Origin of the sequence: Inquilinus sp. NPDC058860 (genome assembly GCF_042743185.1) — a bacterium.
GTDB lineage: Bacteria > Pseudomonadota > Alphaproteobacteria > DSM-16000 > Inquilinaceae > Inquilinus.
In genome coordinates, this window is record NZ_JBHYMS010000010.1 from 111,478 (window position 1) to 135,389 (window position 23,912).

The window sequence follows — 23,912 nt, forward strand, 5'->3', positions numbered from 1 at the left end:
ATGGAGTGATGCGGTCATGGCGATTCCGACCGTTGACGAGGTGTGGGCCGATTTCAACCTGGACGGCTCGGTGAAGGAGCCGGCCAAGCAGGACATCCGCCGCCTGCTGCGCTTCATCCAGGCCATCGCCGAGGCGAACGGGATGAAGACCTATCCCAACAAGGCGGCGATGGACGCGGACCTGACGCAGCCCGACGGCAAGCCGGCGCTGCTGTGGGCGGACCCGGTCGAGGCGAACAACTATCCGACCGTGTGGGTGTGGGATGACGGCGGCAATCGGTGGATCGAGGGGGTGGATCGGATTTCCGGCCTGCGGAGCCGGCTCGATGTCACCAGCGGCACCGTGGATGATCTCAAGGCCGGCCTCGTCCAGCAGCCGAACCGGGCGAACTTCAAGTCCAAGACCGGCTATGCCCAGACCTGGACCACTATCTCGAACCCGCAGACCCGCTGGACGATCACGGAGACGGACGGCAACTACAAGATCGACACAATGTCATCCCTGCCGCAGGTGTGGCCAATCGGCGTGAAGATGCCTTTCGATCTCGTCCCCGGCGACACGATCGAGGCCGAGTTCGTCCTGACGTCCGGTACGCTCGGCGGAGACGCAGGCCCCTTTATCGGGACCGATCCGGCGACCGGCGGCGATATATCGACCGGGGCGATCCTCTACCATTGGCGCAATGCAGCCGGCGGCTCTGGTATCTATGGCCAGGACTCCACCGGGACTGGTGGCATTGTTAGCGGCTACGCCACTGTGCCGCAGGCGGGTACTGATGCCCAGTTCGTTCCCTTCGTAGCCGGCGACCTGCTGAAGATCAGGGCGCAGGTCCACTTGGACCGCAGCCTTAATCTGGAGCTGTTCGTCAACGGCGCGTCAAAGATCAAGGTGTTGGCGCCGGGCGTGCTGCCGGTCGGCAGGGTGATCGTTGGCATGGTCACTCCGGTCAGCGGATCGGCCACGCTGCGAAGCATGAAGCGCATCGGCTTCAACGGCACCACCATCTACGTCGACGCTGAGGCGGATATCAGCGGTAACGGGTCTCTCTGGGCACCGGTCAAGACTTGGGATGAGGCGGTCGCCGTCGCCCAGGCCAACCGGCTCACAATGCTCGACGTGGTAATCCTCTCTGCCGAGTTGCGCGCCGCCATCGTCGCCGATGACAAGGCCTTCGCTCGATATCGGATACGGGGACGCGGCGGGGCTCAGACAAAGATCATTTCTGCCGACGAGAATCCAACGGACTGGCAGTCGCTGTCAGGCACCACGAAAGTCTTCTTCAGGCCGAACAAAAATGCGGCTGGCGCGGCAAACACGGCAAATTCGGGAGCAGTCTACCTGATAGAGAAGCCCATGGCGCCGATGCCCTGGTACACGCTGCCGGATAGCATCCTGCCCTATTTCACTGGAGCGCCGGCTGCCATGGAGTCAGAGGCGGCCGGCGGCCGGCGCGTATCGGGCGGCCAGCTTTATGTCCGCATTCCCGACAGCCTTGGCACAACTCCCTCCGTGACGCGTATGGAGGTGAACATCTCCGTCGCAACCCTCTATTGCATCGGCGCGCCCGAGATCGAATGCGAGAACGTCATCTTCAGCCGGGGCGGGATCTACAACGTCTACCTCGACCGGGCGACGGCCAGGTTTCGACATTGCGGCTTCGAGTGGAGCGAGAGCAACGGCACTGAGGACGCCGCAGGCAATGCCTTTTACCAGGACTGCTGGTGGGATGCGGCGTACAACGACCTCGCGGCACGCACCTTCCCGGCCGGATATGTCGAGACGCCGGCTGCTCCGCCTGTGTCGGTCTACGACGGCTGCCGGTTCCGCCGCACCGTCATAGGCGATGCAATCGCGCCGCACGCCAGCAGCACCGCCGTGAGATCCCGCATCCGGGTCCACAACTGCGATATTGAGGACATCGCCAAGGACGGCATCGTGCCTGCAAGCTGCGATTTCGAGATCAGTAGCACCAAGATCCGCCGCTGCGGCTGGGCACAAATCGAAGTGATCGGCGGCGCGACGTCGACCGCGCTGGAGGCCGGCATGGCCGCCCGCGGCTCGATCAGTAACTGCGTCCTCGATCCCGCCGGGGTCGGTCTGTATGGCTACTTGGCGACGGGCGCCGACGGCGGCTTGATGAATGTGACGCTCGACCAGTTGCACATCACGACGCCGGTCACATCCGAGATGCGCGGCAACCGCATCGTGGTATCCGGCCGGACGCAGGTGGTCACCGACTTTATGACGAAGTACACCAATCTGACGACCGAGCGTGACGCCGGAACGCGCTCGATCAGTGCCAACGGTGTGGTAATGTTTACGAAGGGTGCGTCCTTCGCGATCTGAGGCTACCTATCGAAGCCGGAAGACGACTAGGAGATCGCCAACGTCTTCCGGCGCAAAGTCCTGATCATCGACTTTCGCATAGACTCGGTCCACACGATCCCCGAACAGATCCAGGATCGCCTGCGCCGTGGGCAGCCGCTTGGCCGAACCGACGATGTATCCGGTCCGCTCGGCCGCGACCTGTTCTGGCGACTTCCGGCCCCACTCGATGCCAACGGCAACGATCGCCCCCGGCTTTGCTACGCGGGTGATCTCCGCCGCTGCGACGTCTTTTTGGTCAGAATAGGAGATCACCCAGCCAGCAATGATCACATCGAAGCTGGCATCGGGATAGGGCATGGCGTGCATATCGCCGAGTTGGATGCTCGGGGAGTAGCTGATCAGGTCAAGGCCGGCGATGTTCCGACGCCGGAATCCATGCGCGACAAGGTTGAAGATCTCGCCTTCGGTGCGCGGCCCGATCGTCAGAACCTTTTGGTCTGCAAGACTAATTCGTCGGGCCGCCGCCCACATGGCGATCGGGTAGATGAGTCTAAGTGATCGCTCGACATGCAGATCTAGCATGCCGCGCAGATTGTGCTTGATGGTGCTCCTGGCGACGCCGTCCGAACCAGATACGGTTCGGAGACGATGAAGGATAAACACGAACCACACATATCGCACGCCGGCAATAATGAAGCGGACCAGCTTGGTCCGGAGCAGTTCGCGCGGGAAGTTGCCAAAAATTGGCCAGAGCCAATTGACCAGTGCACGCCGCAACGAGCGACGGTGCTGGGTGGTCGAGCCATCGGCCGCGGTCAGGTCGGTGGTCATGACAATGATCCTCTAAAAAAGGCGAGCACCGTGTTGCGGTCCATGGCGCCTGTCAAGCGGCTGCCTTAGCCCCGGATCTCGCTTTCAACGGCTTGCGCGTGGGTTCGGCGCGCCTCCCTTGCGGCTACCGCCTCCGCGAGGCGATGCCCTAGGGCGTTCATTGGGCGTTCGACCAGTCTGAAAACGAGCCAGGCCAACAGAAGCGCGGTAAGGACGGAAAGCGGAATGGCGATCAGCGGGGACGGACGAAGGTCGGCAAGTGCAAAGGCCAGTTCAACGGCATCTCTGGCGTGGACGTGAAAGAGGTAAAGGGAATAGCTGATGGCGCCCAGCAGCACCATAAATCTGCCGGAGAGTCTGATTGCCGTCGTCAGCGCGACGAAGATCGCCAGCGCTGCCAGATATGAGATCAGGTACCTGACCCAGTTCTCCTCGAGACCGAGATCAATGTCATAGGCTAGGAGGCTTACGATGGGGATGACCACGACATAGACACCGAGCATCCAGACGGCGTAGCGACGGTGCATCTCGGAACAGTTCGCAATCGCCTCACGCCACAGCGTGCCCCAGAACATGATTGAGAGCGACAACGGGATAGCTACAGGAACCTTTCGCTCCAAGAAGTGCCGAGCGAGGGCAAACATGATCGCAACCGTGAGCCAAGCGACGCTGGCGCAGAGTGTGAAGCGCGGGGCGCGCAAAAGGCCGACGGCGAATGCGGCCGCGCACAGAATGTAGAAGAGCGCCTCGATGAACAATGTCCAGTAGACGCCGAGCACATTGGGATATCCGAGCGCCGCCTGGATCATAGTCACATTGGCCAGAATGGTGGTAAGGGACGGCAAGGTTGCCCCGGCAGCGGCGAGGAGAACGAGATAGCCGACCATAGAGAGCCAATAGGCGGGATATAACCGGAACAGCCGTGAGATTGCGAACCGGCGAAGCGGTGCAGGCCCCTTAGAGAAGCTGAACGGGATCACGAATCCGCTGATTGCGAAGAAGACTACGACCCCCACCTTGCCAGGGTCGACGATATCATAGATCAGTGTTTTGACCGGGCCGGTCGCGATCGGCTGGATATTGTGCATCAGGACAACAAGTAGCGCCGCGATACCTCTCAACGAGTCGATATAGGTTAGGCGCGCCTTTGCTGCCGACGGAGTCATCGCCGAACCTCCCGCAGCAGCGGGCGGACAAGCAAAGTCGGCCGGCGCCGTGTCAGCGCTATCGCGATCCAGAAGCTGATAAATGCCAGGTTGAAGAAGATGCCGTAGGCGGCCAGGAACGCATTGACCACGACGGCGGCCGCAATCTGGATCAGGAAGACAACATAGAGCGGTAGCGCCGCGACATCGCCCTGGAGCACTCTCAGCCGCACGAAAGAGACGAAGGCGCCCAGGAGCAGGCAGAACAGCGGTGCCAGCGGGCCAAAATCTACATAGAACGGACCGAACATGGTGGTGTAGAGGCCCACTCTGGGAACCGAGAAGACGACCGCGTTAGCGTCATAGGGCACACCCCAAAGGGACGACAGCAGGCGTGGGAAGAACGGGAAGCCGTAGATCCCCCACTGATCGCCTTTCGCGTAGTGCTCGACGAGATAGACGAATTCTGGCACCCCGTGAAGGACGTACTGGGCGAAGGTCGTCGCGATGAAGACGGTATCCCTCTGCCATATTGGAAGGGAGGCCGTGATCCGGTCATACTCGTTTGTAACGGGCACCAGGTGCGTGAAGGCAGAAAACTTGATGACCCCCTCGACCTTAAGGCCGATCTCGTTGAAGCGTGCAATGAACAGCAGGCCTCCAAGGTAAATCAAGCCAATGAAAACTAGGATGATTGCTGAAATCGCCAGCTTGGACGTGTGACGGGAAACGATGATCCGGGTTATTGCAATCATCCCGATGCTCATGAACATGCTAGATCGGGAGCCAATAACAATGGTCAGCAGCGGCCACAGCATCGCGAGGGCAAGGCTGGTCAGGGACCCGCCGACCCGCAGCCCGTTCCGCCGTGCTATGGCGTAGAACATATAGGGGACTACGGTGAATGGGATCAGCATCGCTGATGCCATCGAAAAGATGTTCGCGCCGGCGGTTTCGATCTTCTCACGGTTTTCCATGAACTCGGTATCGATCGACAGTCCGCGCAGAAACACCCAATCCGCGATGCGCAGAATGATCCCGAGAATGCCCAGAACGACGGCGACCCTATACAAGGTTAGCAGTTGACGTCTCAGTTCCTCCTGATCGACCACTCTACGTTTCAGAGTCCCTGGCTCGAAGAGCGTAAAGCCGAGGAGCAAGAAAACAAGACACGCTGCCAATAGGAAGTAAGGATAACTCAAAGTTGATCGGTACATCTCGATCGGCGCAACCCAGAAGATTGTTAGCCAGAAGATGGACATCATCGTCAGAACCCTGATTGGTGTCAGAGTTCTTGCGTTGATCAGGTCGATCTCAACGAAACGGATCATGCACGAATGGCCTATATGAATCGTGTCGATCTTCGCTGGTCCCGCTGATGAACGCCAGTCCCATTGCCCGACTTCGGCGGGCTTTTTGATGCTCCTCCGGGAGCGGGCTCCCCTCGTCAGGAGACCGATATGGCCGATCCGAACCTGCCCGACAGAAGCCGTTCACGATTCTGATGGCCTGGCCGGGCCTGTGATCTCCGCCGAGGTCGGTGTCGCGATGCACCACGTCCAACGCGCCGCGACGGGCGAGCCATTCTCGTTGCGACGGCAGTCCTTCGAGCTTCCGAGCGTGATCGGCTTTGGCATCGTGAGTGGTGCCCTGGACGACTTGCTGGGCGCCACGGAGACGGTGCGCTGGGAGCTGGCGGTGACGCTGGGTTACCTCGGCCTCAGGTGGTGGAGGTCGTCATCTTCTGCCGTTGAATAGTGCGGCAGGACCCGAGCTGACGCCCTACTTCGGGGGCTGGCCCTGGAACACGATACCGCCCTGTGGGCCGATGGTGCCGCCGAGCTCCTTGACCAGAGGCTCCGCGGCCCGGTCCACAACGCTGGGCTGCTTGGGTTTCGGCGGGGGAGGCGGCCCCCACTCGCCGGCACAAGCCGCCAGCCCGGCCAGCAATCCAGCAGACCCGATCCTCGCTAACGCTTTCATGCCTCATCCCCTTCCACTCCTCGCGCCAATCTAGCGCTGCCGCGGCTTGGCGGCATCGGCAAATCCTTCGATCAGCCCCGCCACAGAGCGGGGTTTTCCATTCATGGAGACCCACATGTCTGCACAGACCCGCGGTGAGCGGAACAATAACCCCGGGAATATCGAGCGGAGCTCCGTCAATAAGTGGCAGGGCCGCATCTCGGATGCGGACTATCGCAACTCCGCCGAGTATCGGAAAAATGGGGGGCGTTTTGAGGTGTTCTCGGTCGAGGAATGGGGCATCCGCGCACTGGCCGTGCTGCTGATTGCGTACCAGGACCGGCACGGCCTGCGGACTATCCGCGGTATCATCGTGCGCTGGGCGCCGGGGCATGAGAACAACACCGGCGCCTATGTCGACCACGTTGCCAAGCTGACCGGCTTCGGCCCCGACGCCATGCTGGACCTGCACAGCTACGAGCATGTCGCCCCGCTGGTGAAGGCGATCATCACCCATGAGAACGGCCGCTGCATCTACAGCCGGGCGACCATTGATGACGGGCTCTTCCGTGCCGGCGTGAAGCGGCCTGGGATGGTGGTGACGAGCCGGGCTGCGAACGCCGCAAAGGCCGCGGCGGTCGCCGGCGGTGGCGGCATCGCGCTTGTGGGCGCTGTCACTGACGGGCTTCAAGCCGCGGCGCCGGCGATCCCGATCGTCAAGGACATCGCCAGCCTGCCGTGGTGGCTTCTGCTCGCCGGCGGTGCGGCGGCCGGCATTGCCGTCGTGGTCTGGCTGGTGCTGAGGGGCCGGTGATCGCCGCGGCATGGGCATGGTTCGCCGGTTCGAGGGCGGGACGGTGGGGCATCGCCGCGGGCGCTGTTGTGCTGGCGATCGGGGGCGCCCTGCTGCTCGGCCGGCGGCAGGGGCGCCAGGCGCAGGAACGGGAGCAGGAGGCGCAGGACCATGAAGCCTATCGCGATGCGGTGGAGACTCGCCGCACGGTGGAGGATCGCATTGGCCGCGCTGGCAACGGCACCGCTGCTGACGAGCTGCGACGGCGCTGGTCGCGCGACTGACTGCGCCTGGGTCCGGCCGATCTACATGAGCCAGGGTGATCAACTGACCGACGGCACGGCGCGGCAGATCCTGGCGCACAATGAGACGGGAGTAGCAATCTGTGGATGGCATTAATGCTCCTGCATCTGCAGCGCAGGCGGGTCTAGCCAGGGTGCCGGTCGATCTCGAATATCCAGAGCGATACGCGAAGTTGGAGAACAGCCGGTGCATCATCCTGATGCGCCAACTCCGCCATCGTCATGTCATCACCGGCGCTGCCTTTGGCGAAATCGCTGCCGTCGAGCCCGTAGATCGTCGGAGGTTTCATTAAGAATATTATTATTATATTGAAAAATATCTTCATTTGAATAAAATTTACTTGAGATCATTGTCAAAAATTGTAAAAGGAGCCGGATGATATCTTGATCATCATTCTGCGAACATTGCGATGCGGTCGGCCTTTCTCGTCTGGACAGCACCAGTCTGGCCAAACGGACCGGACTGGCGCCGATGATCGGCCATGGCCGAAAGCGCCTTGGCTGGCCGTGAGAAGAGGGCGGAGGCCGGCCCGGCCTCCGCCCTTGATCAATCTAGAACCGGCCGGCGCGGAAATCCTCGATGGCCTCGATGATCTGCGCCTCCGTCGTCATCACGAAGGGGCCGTACTTCGCCACCGGCTCGCGCAGCGGCTTACCGGCGACGATCAGCAGCCGCGCCGGGCCGGCCTGAGCCGCCGTGCGCACGCCGTCGCCGGCGCCGAGCACGCCCAGGGTGCCGCGCTCCAGCACCTCGCCGCCGATCTCGGCCGCGCCCTGGTAGACGTAGGCGAAGCCGGCATGGCCCTCCGGCAGCGGCAGGTCGACCGCGGCGCCGGCCTCGAGGTGGACATCCAGATACACCGGCTCGGTGGTGCCGCCCTCGACTGCGCCCGCCGTGCCGCCGAAGCGGCCGGCGATGACGCGGATCCGGGCGCCGGGGGCGGCCGCCACCTCGGGCACCGCCTCGGCCGGGATGTCCTGGTAGCGCGGCTCCGCCATCTTCTCCGCCGCCGGTAAATTGACCCAGAGCTGGAAGCCCCACATCAGCCCGTCCTCCTGCTCCGGCATCTCGGAATGGACGATGCCGCGGCCGGCGGTCATCCACTGCACGCTGCCCGGGCCGAGCAGGCCGACATTGCCCTTGTTGTCGCCGTGCCGCATCCGGCCGGCCAACATGTAGGTCATGGTCTCGAAGCCGCGATGCGGATGGTCCGGGAAGCCGGCCAGGTAGTCGGCGGCCTCGTCGGACCGGAACTCGTCCAGCATCAGGAAAGGGTCGAGGTCGGGCAGGCCGGGCTGGCCGATCACGCGGGTCAGCTTCACCCCGGCGCCGTCGCTGGCGGGGCGGCCGCGCAGCATCCGGGTCACGGCGCGCGGGCGGGCCAGGTTGGCGGTCTCGACAGTGGCCATCATCATCTCCATTCGCGGGCGCCGGGATCGCCGGCGCGGTTTCGCTCTGTCGCCAAGATCGGATCGACGGCCGGCGAAGAGAATGCAGCTTTCCTCGAAATCGCCGTTCGATATGATCGAACGATGCGATACAAGCTCGATGACATTGCCACCTTCCTGCAGGTGGTGGACAGCGGCAGCATCAGCGCCGCGGCGCGGCGGCTGAACCTGTCGAAATCCGTGGTCAGCAAGCGCATCAGCGACCTCGAGGCCGCGCTGGGCGGGGCGCTGTTGCAGCGCTCGACCCGGCGGGTGCTGCCGACCGAACGCGGCCTCGCCTTCTACGAGCGCGGCCGCAGCATCCTGCGCCAGCTCGACGAGGCGGCGGAGGAGGTGGCGGAAGGCGACGGCGACCTGCGCGGGGCGCTGCGCGTCGCGGCGCCGATGAGCTTCGGCACGCTTTATCTCGGCCCGGTGCTGTTCGACTTCGCCCGCCGCCATCCGCGGCTGGCCCTGGCTCTCGACCTCGACGACCGCATGGTCGACCTTGCGGCGCAGGGGTGCGATCTCGCCATCCGCATCACCCGGCCGCGGGATTCGGCGCTGATCGCCCGGCGTCTCGCCGCCAGCCGGCGCGTGGTCTGCGCCAGCCCCGGCTACGCCGCCGCGACGGGACTGCCGAAGACTCTGGCCGAACTGCCCCAGCACGAGGCGATCGGATATGCCGAGGCGCCGTCCACCTGGCTGTGGCAGTTCGAGCCCTTCGCCGCCGGCGGGCCGCCGCGCAGTGTGGCGATGCGCAGCCGGGTCACCGTCAACAACGGCGAGGCGGCACGGGATGCGGCCATCGCCGGGCTGGGCCTCACCGTGCTGCCGACCTTCATCGTCGCCGACGCGCTGCGCCAGGGCCGCCTGGTGCCGGTGCCGCTGGATGCCGAGCCGGTGGCGGATGTGATCCATGCCCTGTATCCGCAGACCCGGCACCTGTCGCGCCGCGTACGCGCGCTGATCGACCACCTGGCCGACACCTGCAGCGAGGCCGCGCCGTGGGAGCACGGCCTGTCGTTCGCCCCGGCCGAACAGCGGTTTTCCTGATCCGCGGCTTTCACCTTCGGCCGGCCGGCCCGATCTTCCCGGCATCACCACCGGATCGGAGAGATCGCGATGATCACGCTGCACGACCGCATGGCCCGGGGCCGCACCGAGACCGGCCTGATCGAGGCCCGCCACACCTTCTCCTTCGGCCGGTTCCACGATCCGGCCCGCATGGGGTTCCGGTCGCTGCGGGTGCTGAACGAGGACCGGATCGTCCCCGGCGCCGGCTTCCCGGCGCATCCCCATGCCGAGATGGAGATCCTGACCTATGTGCTGTCCGGCGCAGTCGAGCATCGCGACAGCCTCGGCAACACCGCGGTGATCCGCGCGGGCGACCTGCAGCGGATGACGGCCGGCACCGGCATCACCCATGCCGAGATGAACGCCTCGGCGACCGAGCCGCTGCACCTGCTGCAGATCTGGCTTCATCCGGACCGGCGCGGCCTGGCGCCGGGCTATGAGCAGCTGAGCGCCGGGGAGGGCGCGACCGGCGGGCTGCGGCTGGTGGCGGCGCCCGACGCCGGCGACGGCGTCCTGCGGATCCACCAGGACGCCCGGCTTTCCGTCGCGCGCCTCGCTGCCGGCGAGACGGCAGAGCATGCGATCGCGCCGGGACGGGCCGCCTTCATCCAACTGACCCGCGGTGTCGTCATGCTCGACGGGCACGAGATGCGCGCCGGCGACGGGGCGGCGGTCGAGGACGAGCCGGGCCTTCGCATCGTCGCCGAGACGGAGGCGGAGGTCCTGCTGTTCGATCTCGCCTGATCGCGACCCTGCGGCCCGGGACGTTTCGCACCCGGGCCGCAGGCCGCGTCCCTCGACAGCCGCGGGACGGCCCGGGCAGGATGGGGCCGGCAGCGGTGGCGGGACGGGCGACGGATGAGCGGGCAGGGGGCAGCGGCGGGGCAGGGCAGAGGCGCGGCGGGGCGGCTGGTCGTCTTCCTCCGGGATGCCGCCTGGCTGTCGGCCGATCGGGCGGAGGCCTATGTCCGGGTGCTTGCCGTCATGCTGGCTGTCGTCGCCATGGGGTGGATCGCCCTGTCGCGGGACGGGGTCACCGTCGCCGGATACCCGCTCGGGTCCGATTTCGTCAGCTTCTGGGCGGCCTCCGAGCTCGCGCTGGAGGGCCGGCCCGAAGCCGCCTACGACCCGACGGCGCATTACGCCGTGCAGCGGATGGCGGTGCCGGCGACGGATGAGAGCTATTACGCCTTCTTCTATCCGCCGGTCTTCCTGCTGGTCTGCCTGCCGCTCGCGGCACTGCCCTATCTCTGGTCGCTGGCCGCCTGGCTGGGCGTGACCGGGCTGGCGTACTGGCGCTGCCTGCGCGCGCTGCTGCCCCAGCGCTGGGCGGCATTGCCGATCCTGGCCTATCCGGCGGTTCTGATGAATGCGGGGCACGGCCAGAACGGCTTTCTCTCCGCCGCCTGCTTCGGTGTGGGGGTGCTGGCGCTGCAGCGCCGACCGGTGCTGGCAGGGCTGGCCCTCGGCGGGCTGGTGTTCAAGCCGCATCTGGCTGTCGTGGTCCCCTTCGCCTTGGCGGCGGCCGGGCGGTGGCGCACGCTGATCTCGGCTGCATTGTCGGCGCTTTCGCTCTGCCTGCTGTCCTGGCTGGTCTTCGGCACCGCCACCTGGCGCGGCTTCCTGGCGCAGACAGCGTTGGCGCGGGCGGTGCTGGAGCAGGATCTGGTGGGCCCGGCGAAGATGGTGAGCACCTTCGCGGCGGTCCGGCTGCTGGGCGGCAGCGTCGGTGTCGCCTATGCCGCGCAGCTCGCGGTCGGGCTGGCGCTGTGCGGATTGCTGTGGGGCATCCGCCGGGTTCGCCCCTCGGGGCTCGACCTTGGTGCGTTGATAATGGCAATGGCGGTGCTGGCCTCTCCCTTCCTGCTCGACTACGACCTGGTGCTGCTGGCGCTGCCGATGGCCTGGCTGATGGCTTCGGCGCAGCGGACCGGCTTCCGGCCGTGGGAGAAGACCGTGCTGTTCGTGGCCTTCATCGCACCCCTCTTCGTCCGCACCATCGGCCTCAGGCTCGGTGTGCCGCTCGGTCCGCCGGTGCTGGCCGCGCTGCTGCTCGTGGTCGCGGGCCGCGTCTTCTCCCCTTCCGAACCCTCCCGGTCTTCGGCGCCATGCGCATCGCCCTGCTGATCGCGGCCATCGCCGCCTTCCTGATCGGAATCGGCGTCTGGAGCTTCGCCATCACCGGCGACCTGGCCGGAATCGACGGTGGCCGGGCCATCCGGATCGCCGCCGCCGCGGCGGTGGCGGCCCTGCTGCTGATCGGCGGCTTCGTGATCCTGATCCTGCGGGGACGGCCGCGCGACCGGGATCGGGGCTGACCCGACCGTGCAGGGGCTTGCGCCGGCCGCGGCCCTGTGGCCGGATGCCGGAAACCGCGGGAAGCGCAGCAGAACCAGGGCATGGCCGACGATCCGATGACCGAGCCGCCGCAGCGGGTGGGGTTCCTCCTGGTGCCGAACTTCTCGATGATGGCCTTCTCGGCGGTGCTGGAGCCGTTCCGGGCCGCCAACTGGGTGGCGCGGCGCACGCTCTACGACTGGCGGCTGCTCTCGGTCGACGGCGAGCCGGTCACCGCCAGCAACAGCGGCGTGCTGATGGCGCAGGGCGCGATCGGGCCGGAAGATTCCTTCACCATGATCGTGGTCGTCGCCGGGCTCGACCCGCAGGAGGGCCGCGATGAGCGCATCCTGGCCTGGCTGCGGCGGATGGCGCGGCGCGGTTCGCGCCTCGGCGCCGTCTCGACCGGCACCTACCACCTGGCCTGGGCCGGCCTGCTCGACGGCTATCGCTGCACGATCCATTGGGAGAATCTCAGCGCCTTCACCGAGACCTTCCCGCGGCTCGACGTCACCGGGCGGCTGTTCGAGATCGACCGCGACCGCTTCACCTCGGCCGGCGGCACGGCGTCGCTGGACATGACCCACTATCTGATCGCCCAGGCCCACGGGATCGACCTCGCCAACCAGGTGGCGGAGCAGTTCCTGCACGCCCGGCCGCGCCAGGGCCATGCGCCGCAGCGGATGGAGCTGCGCGAGCGCCTCGGCGTCAGCCATCCGAAGCTGCTGGCCGCGATCGCCGAGATCGAGGCCAATCTGGCGGAGCCGCTGCCGCGGGCGGCGCTGGCCCGCGCCGCCGGGCTCTCGACCCGGCAGCTCGAGCGGCTGTTCCGGATCTACCTGAACTGCACGCCGTCCCAGTACTATCTCGAGGCCCGGCTGAAGCACGCCCAGATCCTGCTGGCGCAGACCTCGATGCCGATCCTGGAGGTGGCGGTGGCCTGCGGCTTCGCCTCGGCCTCGCATTTCGCCAAATGCTACCGCTCCCTGTTCAACCATTCGCCGCGGGCGGAGCGGGCGCCCCGCCCGGTCGCGCCGACCCAGGTGATGGGCCAGCGCCGGGCGTGGTAAGAGACCGTCCGGAAATGCTGCTGGCGCGGCCGTCTGACGGCGGACTCGAAGCTTCCGGTGCTCACGGACTCAATGTCCGCTGCGCTCCGGTTCTCGAAACCACCGCCAGCCGACTCACGCCAGCGCATTTCCGAACGGCCTCTGACAGGATCGGCGCTGCCGGCTACGGCAACTGCACCCGGGCGGCGGTGACGCGGTTCTCGCCCTTTTCCTTGTCGCGGACCACGCCCCAGATCACGCCCGGCTGCGTCCGGTCCCAGGCGATGCCCTGGCCGGCGATGTCGAGCGGCGCGGTGCCGACCCAGCGCAGCACCGAGCCGGCGTCCGGCAGCTCGAGGGCATAGACCTCCGGCTCGTCATGGCCGGTGATCCAGAGCCGCCCGTCCGGCCCCCAGGATCCGCCGGAATTGCTCATGTCGCCGAACTTCTCCAGCAGTTCGGGCGGCAGCACCCAGGCTTCGGCGACGCGCCAGCCGGGATCGAAGCGGACGATCTGGGTGTTGTATTTGTTGCCATAGGCCATCGGGCTGCGGTCGAACACCCGGTTGTAGTTGGCGAAGCCGCCCCACCATGTCCCCTCGTGATAATCGATCCAGGTCAGCGAGCCGCGATCGATGCCGAAGCTGTGCGTGCCGACATGCTTCAGCGTCGCCGCGTCCCAGATCTCGACGGAGCTGGTCATCGGCCATTCCGGGTAGTTGGAATGGGCGGTGTAGAGCTTGCCGTCGACGACCACGCCGCTGTCGAGATGGACGATCGGCCCGTCCCTGGCTTCGGTCCACGCCGCGATCCGGGCGCCGGTCTTCCGGTCGTAGCGGGCGATCGCCCGGCTGTTGATGGCGTAGAAGGACTCGGCGTCCACCGCCACGGCCTGCCGCGCCTCGGACGCCGGGAAGGAGGCGACCGCCTCGACCGGATACGGCTTCGGTTCCTCCGCCCCGGCCGGCGCCGAGAGCAGGCCGGCGGCGAGAAGCAGGGCTGGAACAGCGGTCATACGGATCATCGATCGTCCCTCGCGTCTTCGGAGGGCGCCGACCCTAGGCCCCGGGTCGTGACAGGACGATGATGCTTCCTTGATGCTTCGATTGCCGGCGACGACGGGTCAGCGCAGCAGCGGCGTCACCTTCGCGCGCAGCAGCCGTGTCAGCTCCGGGTCCATGAACTCGAAGCGGTCGGGGATGTCGAGGCAGATCACGCGGGGCCGCTTCAACGAGCTGCGGAACCGGGCGGACAGCTTGGCGCGCTGTGTCCTCTCCATGACGAAGATCAGGTCCGCCCATTCGACCAGCTCGGCTGTCAACGGTTCCTCGGCATCGGGATTCAGTCCGGCGGAGGCCGTCTCGACGCCCTGCGCATCGGCGAAGATCGCTTCCGCCGTGGGGCTGCGTCGCAAGTTGCGGCCGCAGACGAACAGGATGCGCTTCACCCGGCCGTCGCGTCCGCCCGCTGCAGGATCTCGGCCAGGCCTGGGGGCAGGGTGCCGTTCAACAGCATCACCTGCAGCCGCAGCAGGGCGGCGACGGTCAGGGAATCGGTGAGCCGGCCGTCCGCCACCATGGCGAAGGCTTCGGCCAGCGACACCGTGCGCAGTGCCAGATCCTCCGTCTCCTCCGGCTCGGCCTCGCCCTGGGTCAGCCCCCAGGCGACGAACAGATGGGCGGTCTCGGTCGAGACGCTGTTCGACGTATGCATGGTCAGGATGTCATGCCAATGCGTCGCCTCCAGCCCGGTCTCCTCGCGCAGCTCGCGCTGGGCCGACACGACCGGCGGCAGCTGCGGGTCGCCGCCGCCCTCGGGGATCTCCCAGCTGTAGAGGCCGAGGGCGTAGCGATGCTGCCCGACCAGGGTGACGCGTCCGCGATCGTCGATCGGCACCACCCCGATCGCCAGGTTCTTGAAGGTGACCACCCCGTAGATCCCGGGCGTGCCCGCCGGGGTCAGCACATCGTGCTCGTCGACCTTGATCCAGGGATTCTCATAGACCGACTTGATCTTCAGCGTGGTCCAGCGGTTCAGGCCGCCACCACCGCCGCCGCCGTCACCACTCGCCACGGACATCCTCCACCAGCCGCTCCAGGCGGGTCAGGTCGGCGACATGCAGATGGTCGGCGGCGCGGACGACGATGCCCGATCTGGCGAGGTCGCTCAGCACCCGCGCCACCGTCTCGCGCGTGGTGCTGACCCGGCTGGCGATGTCGGAATGCACCGGGATCGGCCGGATCGTCGCACTGCCGTCCGGCTGGGCGCCGTGCGTCGCCAGGCGCAGCAACTCGGCATGCACCCGGTTGTTGGCGCCGACCGTGCTCAGCTCCATGATCCGTTCGTTGGCCCGGCGGACCATGCCGACCAGATGCACCATAAGGGCCAATGCCAGGGCCGGATGCTCGGTCACGGCACTGCGGAAGACGGCGGTCGGCAGGGCGGCGACGGTCGCCTCCGTCAGCGCCATGACGTTGGCGGAGCGCGGCGCCCGGTCCAGCGCCGACAGCTCGCCGAAGGCGGCGCCGGCCGAGAGGTCGTCGAAGGTGATCTCGCGGCCGGAGGCGGAATAGATCACCACCCGGACCTTGCCCTCGACCAGGAAGTAGACGTGGTCCGGATCGTCGTTGCGGTCGATGATCTGCTCATGCGGCGCGAAGCGCTGCCAGCGGCATTGCTTCTGCAGCTCGGCACGCAGGGCGGCCGGGGCGACCGCGAGGAGATCGATCCCGTCGAGGGGGCGGGGGTCGTTGGCAGGCACGGAGGCGTCTCGTTCTTGAGGCGCGCCAGAATAGGGCCGGCGGGCCGCGCCCGCCAGAGCCGATCTGCGTTCCTCAACTCGGCCGCTGGAAGGCGGGGCGCAGCGGACGCGGCGCGCCGATCCGGCGCAGCCAACCGCGGGCCGGCACCTCGACCAAGCGGTGCAGCAGGATGGAGAGCGGCAGCAGCGCCGCCACCATCACGGCGATGACCATCAGAGACTGTGCCGCGGAGAAGCCGGCGTCCTTCAGTTCATAACCGGTGATCAGGTGCCAGCCGAGAATCACGCTGTCGAGCAGCAGCACCTGCGCCAGGTAGACGGCGTAGGAAATCTCGCCGAGGAAGATCATCGGGCGCGTGCCCAGCGCCCGGCCCACCCGCCCCGTGTTCTGTGCCAGGCAGAGGATCAGCAGGCCGAACAGCGGGATCAGAAACACGCCACGCATGTTCACATGCATCGCCAATACGATGGCCGCTGCCGCAGCCAGCGCCGGCCCATCGGCCGCCATCCAGCGCGGCGTGCCGTCCCGCCAGAGGCGGTGGAGAACCATGCCGCCGACGAAACCGAGGACGCAGCGCGGCACGCCCCAATCGGCGGTCAGATCAAGATCGATCTTCGGTCCGGCGGACAGCAGCACGAAGCCGATCAGCGTCGCCATATACAGAAGGAGCAGGCCCGCGGGGCGCAGCCGGGACACGACCGGCACCAGCAGCGGGAAGGCGAGACCGACGATCCATTCGGCGCTGATCGACCAGGACGGCCCGTTCCAGGTCAATGCCTCGTAGATGCCGGCGGCGTTCAGCAGCAGGAGGCTGCCCGGCAGGGTGGCGAGGGTGTGCGGGTTGCCGAAAGCGTCGAGGCCGGAGCGGTCGACCGCGAGTTTCAGCAGTTCCAGCAATACGAATCCGCCGAGCACGACGAGGTGCAGCGGGTACAAGCGTGCAAGGCGGGCTTTGAGGAACGGGCCTAGCGTCGCCGCGGACGGCCCGTCGGCAAAGCCGCGGCCGTAGACATGCATCAGGATGAAGCCGCTGAGCGCGAAGAACAGGTCGACGAAGAGATAGCTCTTGCCGAAAAAGAAGGTCACCTCTGTCGGATGCAGGTTCGGGAAGGACCCGACCGAGTAGTGGAACAGCACGACGCAGAGCGCAGCGATGCCACGCAGGGCGGTCAGGGCGGGGAAATATTGCTGCTGGCTGCGGGGGAATGCCTCGGCCATGGCTCCGGAATGCTGTTGTCGATGACGCCTGATGGACCGAACCATCGGGTCGACGGAACGTTCCCCGGGTTGCGGCGTCCCGCCTCAGCCCCGTCCGGCCAGGGCGCGCTCCTCGACGCCGATGCGGTGGCGCAGCAGCAGGGCGTTGGCGAGCGAGAAGGCGATGGCGATCACCCAGGCGTCGAAGGCCAGGGGCAGCACCGCGATCTCCGCCGTCACGATCAGGTAGTTGGGGTGCCGCACCCAGCGATAGGGGCCGCGGCGCACCAGCGGGGCGCCGGGCAGGCTTAGCACCCGGGTGGTCCAGTACGGCCCCAGCGTCGCCACCACCCAGAGTCTTGCGGCTTGCAGCAGCAGGAACAGGGCCAACATCGGCCAGGACGGGATGCTGTCGGCCGGCACCAGCAGGAAGACGGCCAGCAGCCAGGCGCCGTGCAGCAGGATGAACAGCGGATAGTGCCGGGCGCCGCTCTCGACCGCGCCACGGGCGCGCAGCCGGGTCTCGTTGCGGCGGGCATAGGCCAGCTCGCCCAGGCGCTGCGCCGCTACCAGCAGCGCCAGCAATTGCGCCCAGCCCAGCATCAGCCGCAATCCAGCACGGCGAAGCCGGCGCAGAAGCCGGGGCCCAGCGCGCTCAGCAGCCAGCGGCCGGCCATCTGCCGGCGCTTCTCCGCCAGCACGAACAGCACCGTCACTGCCGACATGTTGCCGTAGCGGCGCAGCACCGCCCGTTCCGCCGCCATCGCCGGGTCCGGCAGGTCGAAGGCATCGCGCAGCGCCTCGACCACCTTGGTGCCCCCGGGATGGAACACGAAGCCGGAGAGGTCGCCGAGGGCGAGCCCGTGCCGGTCGAGGAAGGCCTCCGCCGCCGGCCGCAACTCGTGGCGCACCAGCGCCGGGATGTCGCGCGAGAAGATCACGCCGAGCCCGTCCGCCTCGACCGACCAGCCCATCACATCCAGCGTGCCGGGCCAGCGATGCTCGCCGGTCGGCCCCAGGGCCGGCACCCCGTCTTCCGGCCGGATCAGCACCGCGGCGGCGCCGTCGCCGAACAGCGCCGTGGCGACGACATTGCTCTTGGTCAGGTCGCCGCGGCGGAAGGTCGGGCCGCACAGCTCCACCACCAGGAGCAGCACCGTACCGTGGAGCGCGCGCGACAGGGCCGCGGCGCGGGCGAGGCCCAGCACGCCGCCGGCGCAGCCCAGGCCGAAGACCGGCAGCCGCACCGTATCCGGCCGGAACGGCAGCCGCTCCATCAGCCGGGCGTCGAGGCTGGGCGTGGCGATGCCGGTCGAGCAGATGGTGACGATGGCATCGACGTCGCCGGCGCCGATGCCGCCCTCGTCCAGGCAGCGCCTTGCCGCGTCCTCGAGGAGGTCGAGCGCCGTGTCCAGGAACACCGCGCTGCGGTCGTGCCAGTCATGCGGGGCGAAGTACCAGTCCAGCGGCACGGCGGAGCGGCGGGTGTCGATGCCGGCAGCGTCGTAGATCGGCGCCATGCGTTCGAACAGCTCCGGCCGCGCCGCGAAGACGCGCCGGGCGCCCTCGCGCGCCTCGTCCTGGGTGATCACGTGTCGGGGAACGGCCGTGGCCAGCCCCGCGAGCCTGGGCATACTCTACCTCCGCGGGGTCCGCCCCGCTCAGGGTGAGACCAGGGAACTGGTCCGTCCAGGCTGTTCGGACAGGGCGACCGCCGCGTTTCCGGCAGCGAACGGCGTCAGGATGCCGCGGGGCCTGTGACCCTGCGTGGCCGCAGCGCCGTCGCGGCGACCACGGCGGCGGCGAGGCAAGCGGCGGCCGCGCCCGTCGCCAGCGGCGGGAAGCCGGCGGCGGCATAGCCGATCCCGGCCAGGCCGGTGCCGGTCAGGGTGCCGAGATAGGTGACGGCGCTGTTCAGCCCCAGCACCGCGCCGCGCGCCTCGGGCTTCGCCCGGGACAGCAGCAGCACCAGGATGTTCAGCCCGAAATGGTTGGCGAAGCCCCACAGCCCGGTCAGCGCGGCGATCGCGGCGAAGCTGTGCGCCGCCGGCAGCATCAGCGCGTAGATCGCCGCCACAGCCAGCAGCACCAGCGGGAACAGCCGGCGCGGCCCCAGCCGGTCGACCAGCCCGTCGCCCAGGCTGGCGGCGCCGAAGCCGACGCCGTAGGTCAGCACGATCACCCCCGCCTGGCTGGCGCTGAGGCCGAGCGTAGCCCGCACATGGTCGCCGATGAAGGCGTAGACGCCGTAGAAGGACGCCATAAAGCCGAGGCAGATCGCCAGCAGCGCCGGCACTCCGGGATAGGCGAGGGGGGCGACCAGCGCTCTCAGTCCCGGCCTCGCTGCCCGCGGGCGCGGCGGGGCCGGCAGCCGGGCGGTGCCGAACATGGAGAGGATTGCCAGGCCCGCCAGCAGCAGGAAGACGGCGCGCCAGCCCAGCGTCTCGGCGACCAGGGCGGCGGCCGGTACCCCGGCGACCATGGAGATCGACCAGCCGGTCAGCACCCGGCCCAGGACCCGGGATTCCCGGCCCGGCGGCGCGATGGTGGTGGCCAGGGTGTAGATCGAGGGCAGGATGATCCCGGCGCCGAGCCCGGCCAGCGCCTGGGCTGCCGCGAGCATCAGCCAATGCATGGCGAAGGCCGAGAGCAGCGTCGCCGCCGCCAGCCCGACCATGCCGCCCAGCAGCGCCCGGCGTGGTCCGATGCGATCGATCTGCGGTGCCAGCAGGAAGGCCGACAGCGCGGTCGCCCCACCATAGGCGGCGATGGCGTGCGAGACGGCCACCGGCGTCGCCCCCATCGCCGCGGCGACGTCGCCCAGGATCGGGCTCAGCACCAGCGAGTTCGAGCCGACCACGGCGATGCCGGCGGTCAGGATCGCAGTCTGCAGCGAGACAGCGCTCTGATGTTGATGGTGTTCGGGCATGAGGCGATACTCGCCGAACCTGGTTCGGTCATGAAGAGTGATTCACGTGGTCATCGAAAATACGAAAACGGTTCGGCGCCGGCCCGCCGAGGCCCCATCCCTCGATGCTGTCGACCGAAAGCTGTTAGGGCTGCTCGCGACCGATGCGACACTGAGCTACGCCGAGCTCGGCCGGGCGCTGAACCTGTCGCCGCCGGCGGTGCATGAGCGGGTGAAGCGGCTGAAGCGCGACGGGGTGATCAAGGCCACGGTGGCGGCGCTGGATGGGCGCAAGCTCGGCAAGCCGATCCTGGCCTTCATCCATGTCAACACGACCGGCTGGGGCAAGACCCAGGAGATGCTCGACCTGGCGCAGCGGCCGGATGTGGAGGAGATCCACACCGTCACCGGCGACACCTGCGTGATGCTGAAGGTGCGGACGCAAGACGCCCAGGGGCTGGAGGACCTGCTGCGGGTGATCTACGACATCCCCGGCGTCCAGGGCACGCGCAGCTACATCGTCCTCAGCTCGCATCTGGAGCGCGGGGCGCTGCCGGCCGGTTAGGGAGCGGGTGACGCGTCTATGGTTTGCGCGGGCCGCAGGCGGCATTCGGCCAGGCGGTCCAGCTCGTCCAGCGCGGCAGCGTGGCGCTGGCCCCAGTCGCACAGGGCGCGCAGCACCGGCTCCAGGCTCAGCCCCAGCGACGTGGCCGTGTAATCCACCCGCGGCGGCACCTGGCGGAAGATCTCGCGGTGGACCAGGCCGTGCTCCTCCATCTCGCGCAACTGCTGGATCAGCACCTTCTGGCTGATCTCGGGCAGCGATCGCCGGAGCTGGGACAGCCGTCGCGGTCCTTCGAACAGGTGGTACAGGATGACCGCCTTCCAGCGGCCGCCGACCACCTTGAAGGCGCGCTCCACCGGCAGCACCGGCAGCCGCTTGATCGTCTCGGCCATGGTCACCTTCTGGTCAGTATGGAACGAAAGGGTGTGTAGAGCCGCAGATCGGCATACTGGCAAAAGGCGCCTTACGCTGTCCAACGCCAGGTGAGGCCATGAAAGCCGTCCAGTTCAGCCGCTTCGGCGGGCCCGAGGTGCTCGAGATCGTCGAGCGGCCGACCCCGCCACCCGGCCCAGGCGAGGTGCTGGTCCGGGTGCGGGCCGCCGGGGTGAACTATTTCGAGACGCTGCTGCGCCGGGATCTCTACGCCGTGACGCCCGAGCTGCCGATGGTCCCGGGCGTCGAGGTGGCAGGAGAGATCGAGGCGGTGGGGGAGGGCGTCGACGCTGCCCTGCATGGCGTGCGGGTCGCGGTGCCGATGTTCGCGATCGGCCGCCCCACTGGTGGCTACGCCGAGTATGTCGCCGCCGACGCCGGTTCCGTCGTGCCGCTGCCCGACGACTTGTCCTTCGAGGATGCCGTGGCGCTGCTGGTGCAGGGGCTGTCTGCGCTGCATCTGGCGCGGCACAGTCCGCTGCGCGGGCGGACGGTGCTGGTCACCGCCGCGGCCGGCGGCGTCGGATCTCTGCTGCTGCCGCTCGCCCGGCGCGCCGGCGCGGAGCGGGTGATCGCCGTGGCGGGCGGGCCGGAGAAGCTGGATGTCGCCCGCGGCCTGGGAGCGGATCTCGGCATCGACTATCGCGAGTCCGGCTGGGCCGCCAGGGTCCAGGTGGCCACCGGCGGGCTGGGGGCCGACATCATCTACGACACCGTCGGCGGCGCCGTGACCAAGGCCTGCCTCGACGCCCTGGCGCCGGGCGGCGAGCTGGTGTTCGGCGCGTTGGGCCGGTTCGAACTCGGGGCCGCCGAGCTGGAAGGAATGATCCTCCAGAACCAGTCCCTGAAGGGCTTCGCCCTGCTGCCGCTGCTGACGCCCGAAGGTCTGCGGACCGATCTGGCGGAGCTGTTCGCCCTGGCCGCAGCCGGTGCGTTGACGGTGCGGCAGGGCGGGCGCTACCGCCTGGACCAGGCCGCCGAGGCGCACCGGGCGCTGGAAAGCCGCCGGAGCACTGGCAAGGTCGTGCTGATCCCGTAGGAAGGTTCAGCCGCGCTCGCGCCGGTAGTGCAGGATCACGGCGCCGGTGTCGAGCGGCCTGGTCTCGATCAGCTTCAGGTCGATGCGGTCGAAGCCTGGGGCGAACAGACGCTGTCCGTCGCCGAACAGGTTCGGCGTCACCATCAGCCGGTACTCGTCGAACAGGTCGCGGGCGACGAAGCTCTGGGCGATGCCGGCGCCGCCGAACATGAACAGGTCGCCGTCGCCTTCCGCCTTCAGCCGCGCGACGGCGCCCTCCAGGTCGTCGCGCACCACCGTGCCGTTCCAGCCGGGATCGCCGGCCAGCGTGGTCGAGAACACGGTCTTGGGCAGCCGGTTCATCACCGGGGCCCAGGAGATGCCTGCGGCCGGGCTGTCCGGATCGGTTGCCGCCGGCTCCCAGAACGCCTTGTTGAACAGGAAGTTGACCCGGCCGTAGAGCAGGTGGCCCGCCCGCTCCAGGGCATAGCCGGACCAGTGCGTCGCCAGGTCGTCGGACCATTGCGGCGGCACGAACTCCCCCTTCGGCCCGGTGATGTAGCCGTCCAGGCTGATGAACATCGACAGGATGGCCTTGCGCATGGGTGTCCTCCTCTCGAATTATTCTGATTGCGTATCGCAACTGGTTGCGTTCTATCCATTCCGATTGCATATTGCAAGCGGAAAAGGAGCGACCCGCATGACCAGCGAACCGCGATCCGGCTGTCCGATCAATCTCACCCTCGAGGCCCTGGGCGACCGTTGGAGCCTGCTGGTGATCCGCGACATCATGTTCGGCGACCGGCGGCATTTCCGCGAGCTGCTGACCCAGTCGGAGGAGGGCATCGCCTCCAACATCCTGGCCGACCGGCTGAAGCGCCTGACCGAGTCCGGGTTCCTGACCCGCGCTGGCGACGAGACCCACAAGCAGAAGGCGATCTACAGCCTGGCCGAGAAGGCGATTCAGTTGGTGCCGCTCCTGGCCCATATGGGCGCCTGGGGCCGCCGCCACATGCCGGCCACCCGCGACCTGTCGATCCGCGCCCAGCTGCTGGAGGAGGGCGGGCCGGCGCTGTGGGAGGAGTTCATGGAGGACCTGCGCAGCACCCATCTCGGCCGGCCGCGCCGGCGCAGCGGCCCAACCGTTGCCGAGCGGCTGCGCGACGCGTTCCTGGCGGTCCGTGCCGCCGGCTGAGGAAATTTTCGAGGCCGTGTCGGAACCTCGGCCAGGGGACCGTCCTTGGGGCATCAAAGATTCAAACCAGGAGATGCCCCCGTGATCCCCACCCCCACCTCCGACCGCGAGCTCGTCCTGACCCGCCTGATCGACGCGCCGCGCGAGAAGCTGTTCCGCGCCTGGACCGAGCCCGAGCTGATGAAGCAGTGGTTCACGCCGCGGCCCTGGACCACCCCGGTGATCGAGGTCGATCTGCGCCCGGGCGGCTCCAACCTGATCGTGATGCGCGGCCCCGATGGGACCGAATCCCCGATGCGGGGCGTCTATCTCGAAGTGGTCAGGAACGAGCGCCTGGTCTTCACCGACGCCTACACCCGCGCCTGGGAGCCGTCGGAGAAGCCGTTCTTCACCGGCATCATCACCTTCGAGGACGAGGGCGGGAAGACCCGCTACACGGCCCGGGCCCTGCACTGGACCGTAGCCGACCGCGAGGCGCATGAGAAGATGGGCTTCCACGAGGGCTGGGGCCAGTGCGCCGACCAGCTGGCCGAGCTCGTGACGAAGATCTGACGCCGCCGTAGGTTGGGTTCGCGTTGGGCG

The 23,912-nt window shown here is 67.6% G+C and carries 27 protein-coding genes; 12 read left to right on the forward strand and 15 right to left on the reverse strand.

What is annotated here, in order from left to right:
- The first annotated feature begins 16 nt into the window (after window positions 1-16).
- Window positions 17-2,347 (forward strand): hypothetical protein, encoded by a 2,331-nt coding sequence (locus ACFW16_RS09550; protein WP_380304183.1) that lies wholly within the window; start codon window positions 17-19, stop codon window positions 2,345-2,347.
- Between the two features lie 6 nt (window positions 2,348-2,353).
- Here the strand turns inward: ACFW16_RS09550 and ACFW16_RS09555 are convergent, their stop codons facing one another.
- The 3 genes from ACFW16_RS09555 to ACFW16_RS09565 form a co-directional block, all read right to left on the reverse strand.
- Entirely contained in the window at window positions 2,354-3,160 is an 807-nt protein-coding gene (locus ACFW16_RS09555) for a class I SAM-dependent methyltransferase (RefSeq protein WP_380304185.1), read from the reverse strand.
- Window positions 3,161-3,225: 65 nt separating this feature from the next.
- Window positions 3,226-4,326 (reverse strand): acyltransferase family protein, encoded by a 1,101-nt coding sequence (locus ACFW16_RS09560; RefSeq protein WP_380304186.1) that lies wholly within the window; start codon window positions 4,324-4,326, stop codon window positions 3,226-3,228.
- On the reverse strand, window positions 4,323-5,636 hold the full coding sequence (locus ACFW16_RS09565) for an O-antigen polymerase (RefSeq protein ID WP_380304188.1): 1,314 nt from the start codon (window positions 5,634-5,636) through the stop codon (window positions 4,323-4,325). Before ACFW16_RS09565 ends, ACFW16_RS09560 begins: the two co-directional genes overlap by 4 nt.
- Window positions 5,637-6,403: 767 nt before the next feature.
- On the opposite strand from ACFW16_RS09565, the gene ACFW16_RS09570 reads away from it, so the two are divergent.
- Both ACFW16_RS09570 and ACFW16_RS09575 read left to right on the forward strand, forming a co-directional pair.
- On the forward strand, window positions 6,404-7,081 hold the full coding sequence (locus ACFW16_RS09570; RefSeq protein WP_380304190.1) for a structural protein: 678 nt from the start codon (window positions 6,404-6,406) through the stop codon (window positions 7,079-7,081).
- A complete protein-coding gene (locus tag ACFW16_RS09575; protein WP_380304192.1) occupies window positions 7,078-7,344 on the forward strand; it encodes a hypothetical protein in 267 nt (88 codons plus the stop codon). The genes ACFW16_RS09570 and ACFW16_RS09575 overlap by 4 nt, the downstream gene beginning before the upstream one ends.
- 143 nt (window positions 7,345-7,487) lie before the next feature.
- On the opposite strand, the gene ACFW16_RS09580 is transcribed toward ACFW16_RS09575, so the two are convergent.
- Together ACFW16_RS09580 and ACFW16_RS09585 are read right to left on the reverse strand one after the other, a co-directional pair.
- Window positions 7,488-7,652, reverse strand: a complete 165-nt coding sequence (locus ACFW16_RS09580) for a hypothetical protein (RefSeq protein ID WP_380304194.1) — start codon at window positions 7,650-7,652, stop codon at window positions 7,488-7,490.
- A 262-nt stretch (window positions 7,653-7,914) separates the two neighbouring features.
- Window positions 7,915-8,772, reverse strand: coding sequence for a pirin family protein (locus ACFW16_RS09585; protein WP_380304196.1), 858 nt, complete (start codon window positions 8,770-8,772; stop codon window positions 7,915-7,917).
- 123 nt (window positions 8,773-8,895) lie between these two features.
- On the opposite strand from ACFW16_RS09585, the gene ACFW16_RS09590 reads away from it, so the two are divergent.
- The 5 genes from ACFW16_RS09590 to ACFW16_RS09610 all read left to right on the forward strand — a co-directional run bounded on the left by ACFW16_RS09590 (window position 8,896) and on the right by ACFW16_RS09610 (window position 13,274).
- Window positions 8,896-9,846 carry a LysR family transcriptional regulator gene (locus tag ACFW16_RS09590; RefSeq protein WP_380304198.1) on the forward strand — a complete coding sequence of 317 codons (951 nt, stop codon included), beginning with the start codon at window positions 8,896-8,898 and terminating at the stop codon, window positions 9,844-9,846.
- Between the two features lie 69 nt (window positions 9,847-9,915).
- A complete protein-coding gene (locus ACFW16_RS09595; protein WP_380304199.1) occupies window positions 9,916-10,611 on the forward strand; it encodes a pirin family protein in 696 nt (231 codons plus the stop codon).
- Window positions 10,612-10,725: 114 nt separating this feature from the next.
- Complete coding sequence (locus ACFW16_RS09600; RefSeq protein WP_380304201.1) at window positions 10,726-11,994, forward strand: glycosyltransferase family 87 protein; 1,269 nt, start codon at window positions 10,726-10,728, stop codon at window positions 11,992-11,994.
- Entirely contained in the window at window positions 11,976-12,185 is a 210-nt protein-coding gene (locus ACFW16_RS09605; RefSeq protein ID WP_380304203.1) for a hypothetical protein, read from the forward strand. The genes ACFW16_RS09600 and ACFW16_RS09605 overlap by 19 nt, the downstream gene beginning before the upstream one ends.
- An 81-nt stretch (window positions 12,186-12,266) precedes the next feature.
- Window positions 12,267-13,274 (forward strand): GlxA family transcriptional regulator, encoded by a 1,008-nt coding sequence (locus ACFW16_RS09610; protein WP_380304205.1) that lies wholly within the window; start codon window positions 12,267-12,269, stop codon window positions 13,272-13,274.
- Between the two features lie 163 nt (window positions 13,275-13,437).
- Here ACFW16_RS09610 and ACFW16_RS09615 read toward each other — a convergent pair whose 3' ends face one another.
- The 8 genes from ACFW16_RS09615 to ACFW16_RS09650 form a co-directional block, all read right to left on the reverse strand.
- Window positions 13,438-14,268, reverse strand: a complete 831-nt coding sequence (locus ACFW16_RS09615) for a hypothetical protein (protein WP_380304207.1) — start codon at window positions 14,266-14,268, stop codon at window positions 13,438-13,440.
- A gap of 108 nt (window positions 14,269-14,376) precedes the next feature.
- Window positions 14,377-14,700, reverse strand: coding sequence for a low molecular weight protein tyrosine phosphatase family protein (locus tag ACFW16_RS09620; RefSeq protein WP_380304209.1), 324 nt, complete (start codon window positions 14,698-14,700; stop codon window positions 14,377-14,379).
- Window positions 14,697-15,332 carry an NUDIX domain-containing protein gene (locus tag ACFW16_RS09625; protein ID WP_380304211.1) on the reverse strand — a complete coding sequence of 212 codons (636 nt, stop codon included), beginning with the start codon at window positions 15,330-15,332 and terminating at the stop codon, window positions 14,697-14,699. Before ACFW16_RS09625 ends, ACFW16_RS09620 begins: the two co-directional genes overlap by 4 nt.
- A complete protein-coding gene (locus tag ACFW16_RS09630) occupies window positions 15,313-16,014 on the reverse strand; it encodes a Crp/Fnr family transcriptional regulator (protein ID WP_380304213.1) in 702 nt (233 codons plus the stop codon). The genes ACFW16_RS09625 and ACFW16_RS09630 overlap by 20 nt, the downstream gene beginning before the upstream one ends.
- A 73-nt stretch (window positions 16,015-16,087) precedes the next feature.
- Window positions 16,088-17,233, reverse strand: coding sequence for an acyltransferase family protein (locus ACFW16_RS09635; RefSeq protein WP_380304215.1), 1,146 nt, complete (start codon window positions 17,231-17,233; stop codon window positions 16,088-16,090).
- 84 nt (window positions 17,234-17,317) lie between these two features.
- Window positions 17,318-17,815, reverse strand: a complete 498-nt coding sequence (locus tag ACFW16_RS09640; protein ID WP_380304217.1) for an isoprenylcysteine carboxyl methyltransferase family protein — start codon at window positions 17,813-17,815, stop codon at window positions 17,318-17,320.
- Window positions 17,815-18,846, reverse strand: coding sequence for a type III polyketide synthase (locus ACFW16_RS09645; RefSeq protein WP_380304219.1), 1,032 nt, complete (start codon window positions 18,844-18,846; stop codon window positions 17,815-17,817). The genes ACFW16_RS09640 and ACFW16_RS09645 overlap by 1 nt, the downstream gene beginning before the upstream one ends.
- Window positions 18,847-18,950: 104 nt before the next feature.
- The gene (locus tag ACFW16_RS09650; protein ID WP_380304221.1) at window positions 18,951-20,141 is read right to left on the reverse strand and encodes an MFS transporter; all 1,191 of its coding nucleotides are present in this window, start codon (window positions 20,139-20,141) and stop codon (window positions 18,951-18,953) included.
- 46 nt (window positions 20,142-20,187) lie between these two features.
- On the opposite strand from ACFW16_RS09650, the gene ACFW16_RS09655 reads away from it, so the two are divergent.
- Entirely contained in the window at window positions 20,188-20,685 is a 498-nt protein-coding gene (locus tag ACFW16_RS09655; RefSeq protein ID WP_380304223.1) for an Lrp/AsnC family transcriptional regulator, read from the forward strand.
- Here the strand turns inward: ACFW16_RS09655 and ACFW16_RS09660 are convergent.
- Entirely contained in the window at window positions 20,682-21,077 is a 396-nt protein-coding gene (locus tag ACFW16_RS09660) for a winged helix-turn-helix transcriptional regulator (protein WP_380304225.1), read from the reverse strand. The genes ACFW16_RS09655 and ACFW16_RS09660 overlap by 4 nt on opposite strands.
- Window positions 21,078-21,175: 98 nt before the next feature.
- On the opposite strand from ACFW16_RS09660, the gene ACFW16_RS09665 reads away from it, so the two are divergent.
- Window positions 21,176-22,156 carry a zinc-binding alcohol dehydrogenase family protein gene (locus ACFW16_RS09665; RefSeq protein WP_380304227.1) on the forward strand — a complete coding sequence of 327 codons (981 nt, stop codon included), beginning with the start codon at window positions 21,176-21,178 and terminating at the stop codon, window positions 22,154-22,156.
- Window positions 22,157-22,162: 6 nt separating this feature from the next.
- Here ACFW16_RS09665 and ACFW16_RS09670 read toward each other — a convergent pair whose 3' ends face one another.
- Entirely contained in the window at window positions 22,163-22,738 is a 576-nt protein-coding gene (locus ACFW16_RS09670) for a dihydrofolate reductase family protein (RefSeq protein WP_380304229.1), read from the reverse strand.
- A 97-nt stretch (window positions 22,739-22,835) separates the two neighbouring features.
- Between ACFW16_RS09670 and ACFW16_RS09675 the strand changes: the two genes are divergently transcribed.
- Both ACFW16_RS09675 and ACFW16_RS09680 read left to right on the forward strand, forming a co-directional pair.
- On the forward strand, window positions 22,836-23,330 hold the full coding sequence (locus ACFW16_RS09675) for a winged helix-turn-helix transcriptional regulator (RefSeq protein WP_380304230.1): 495 nt from the start codon (window positions 22,836-22,838) through the stop codon (window positions 23,328-23,330).
- An 81-nt stretch (window positions 23,331-23,411) separates the two neighbouring features.
- On the forward strand, window positions 23,412-23,882 hold the full coding sequence (locus ACFW16_RS09680; protein ID WP_380304232.1) for an SRPBCC family protein: 471 nt from the start codon (window positions 23,412-23,414) through the stop codon (window positions 23,880-23,882).
- Window positions 23,883-23,912 lie beyond the last annotated feature (30 nt).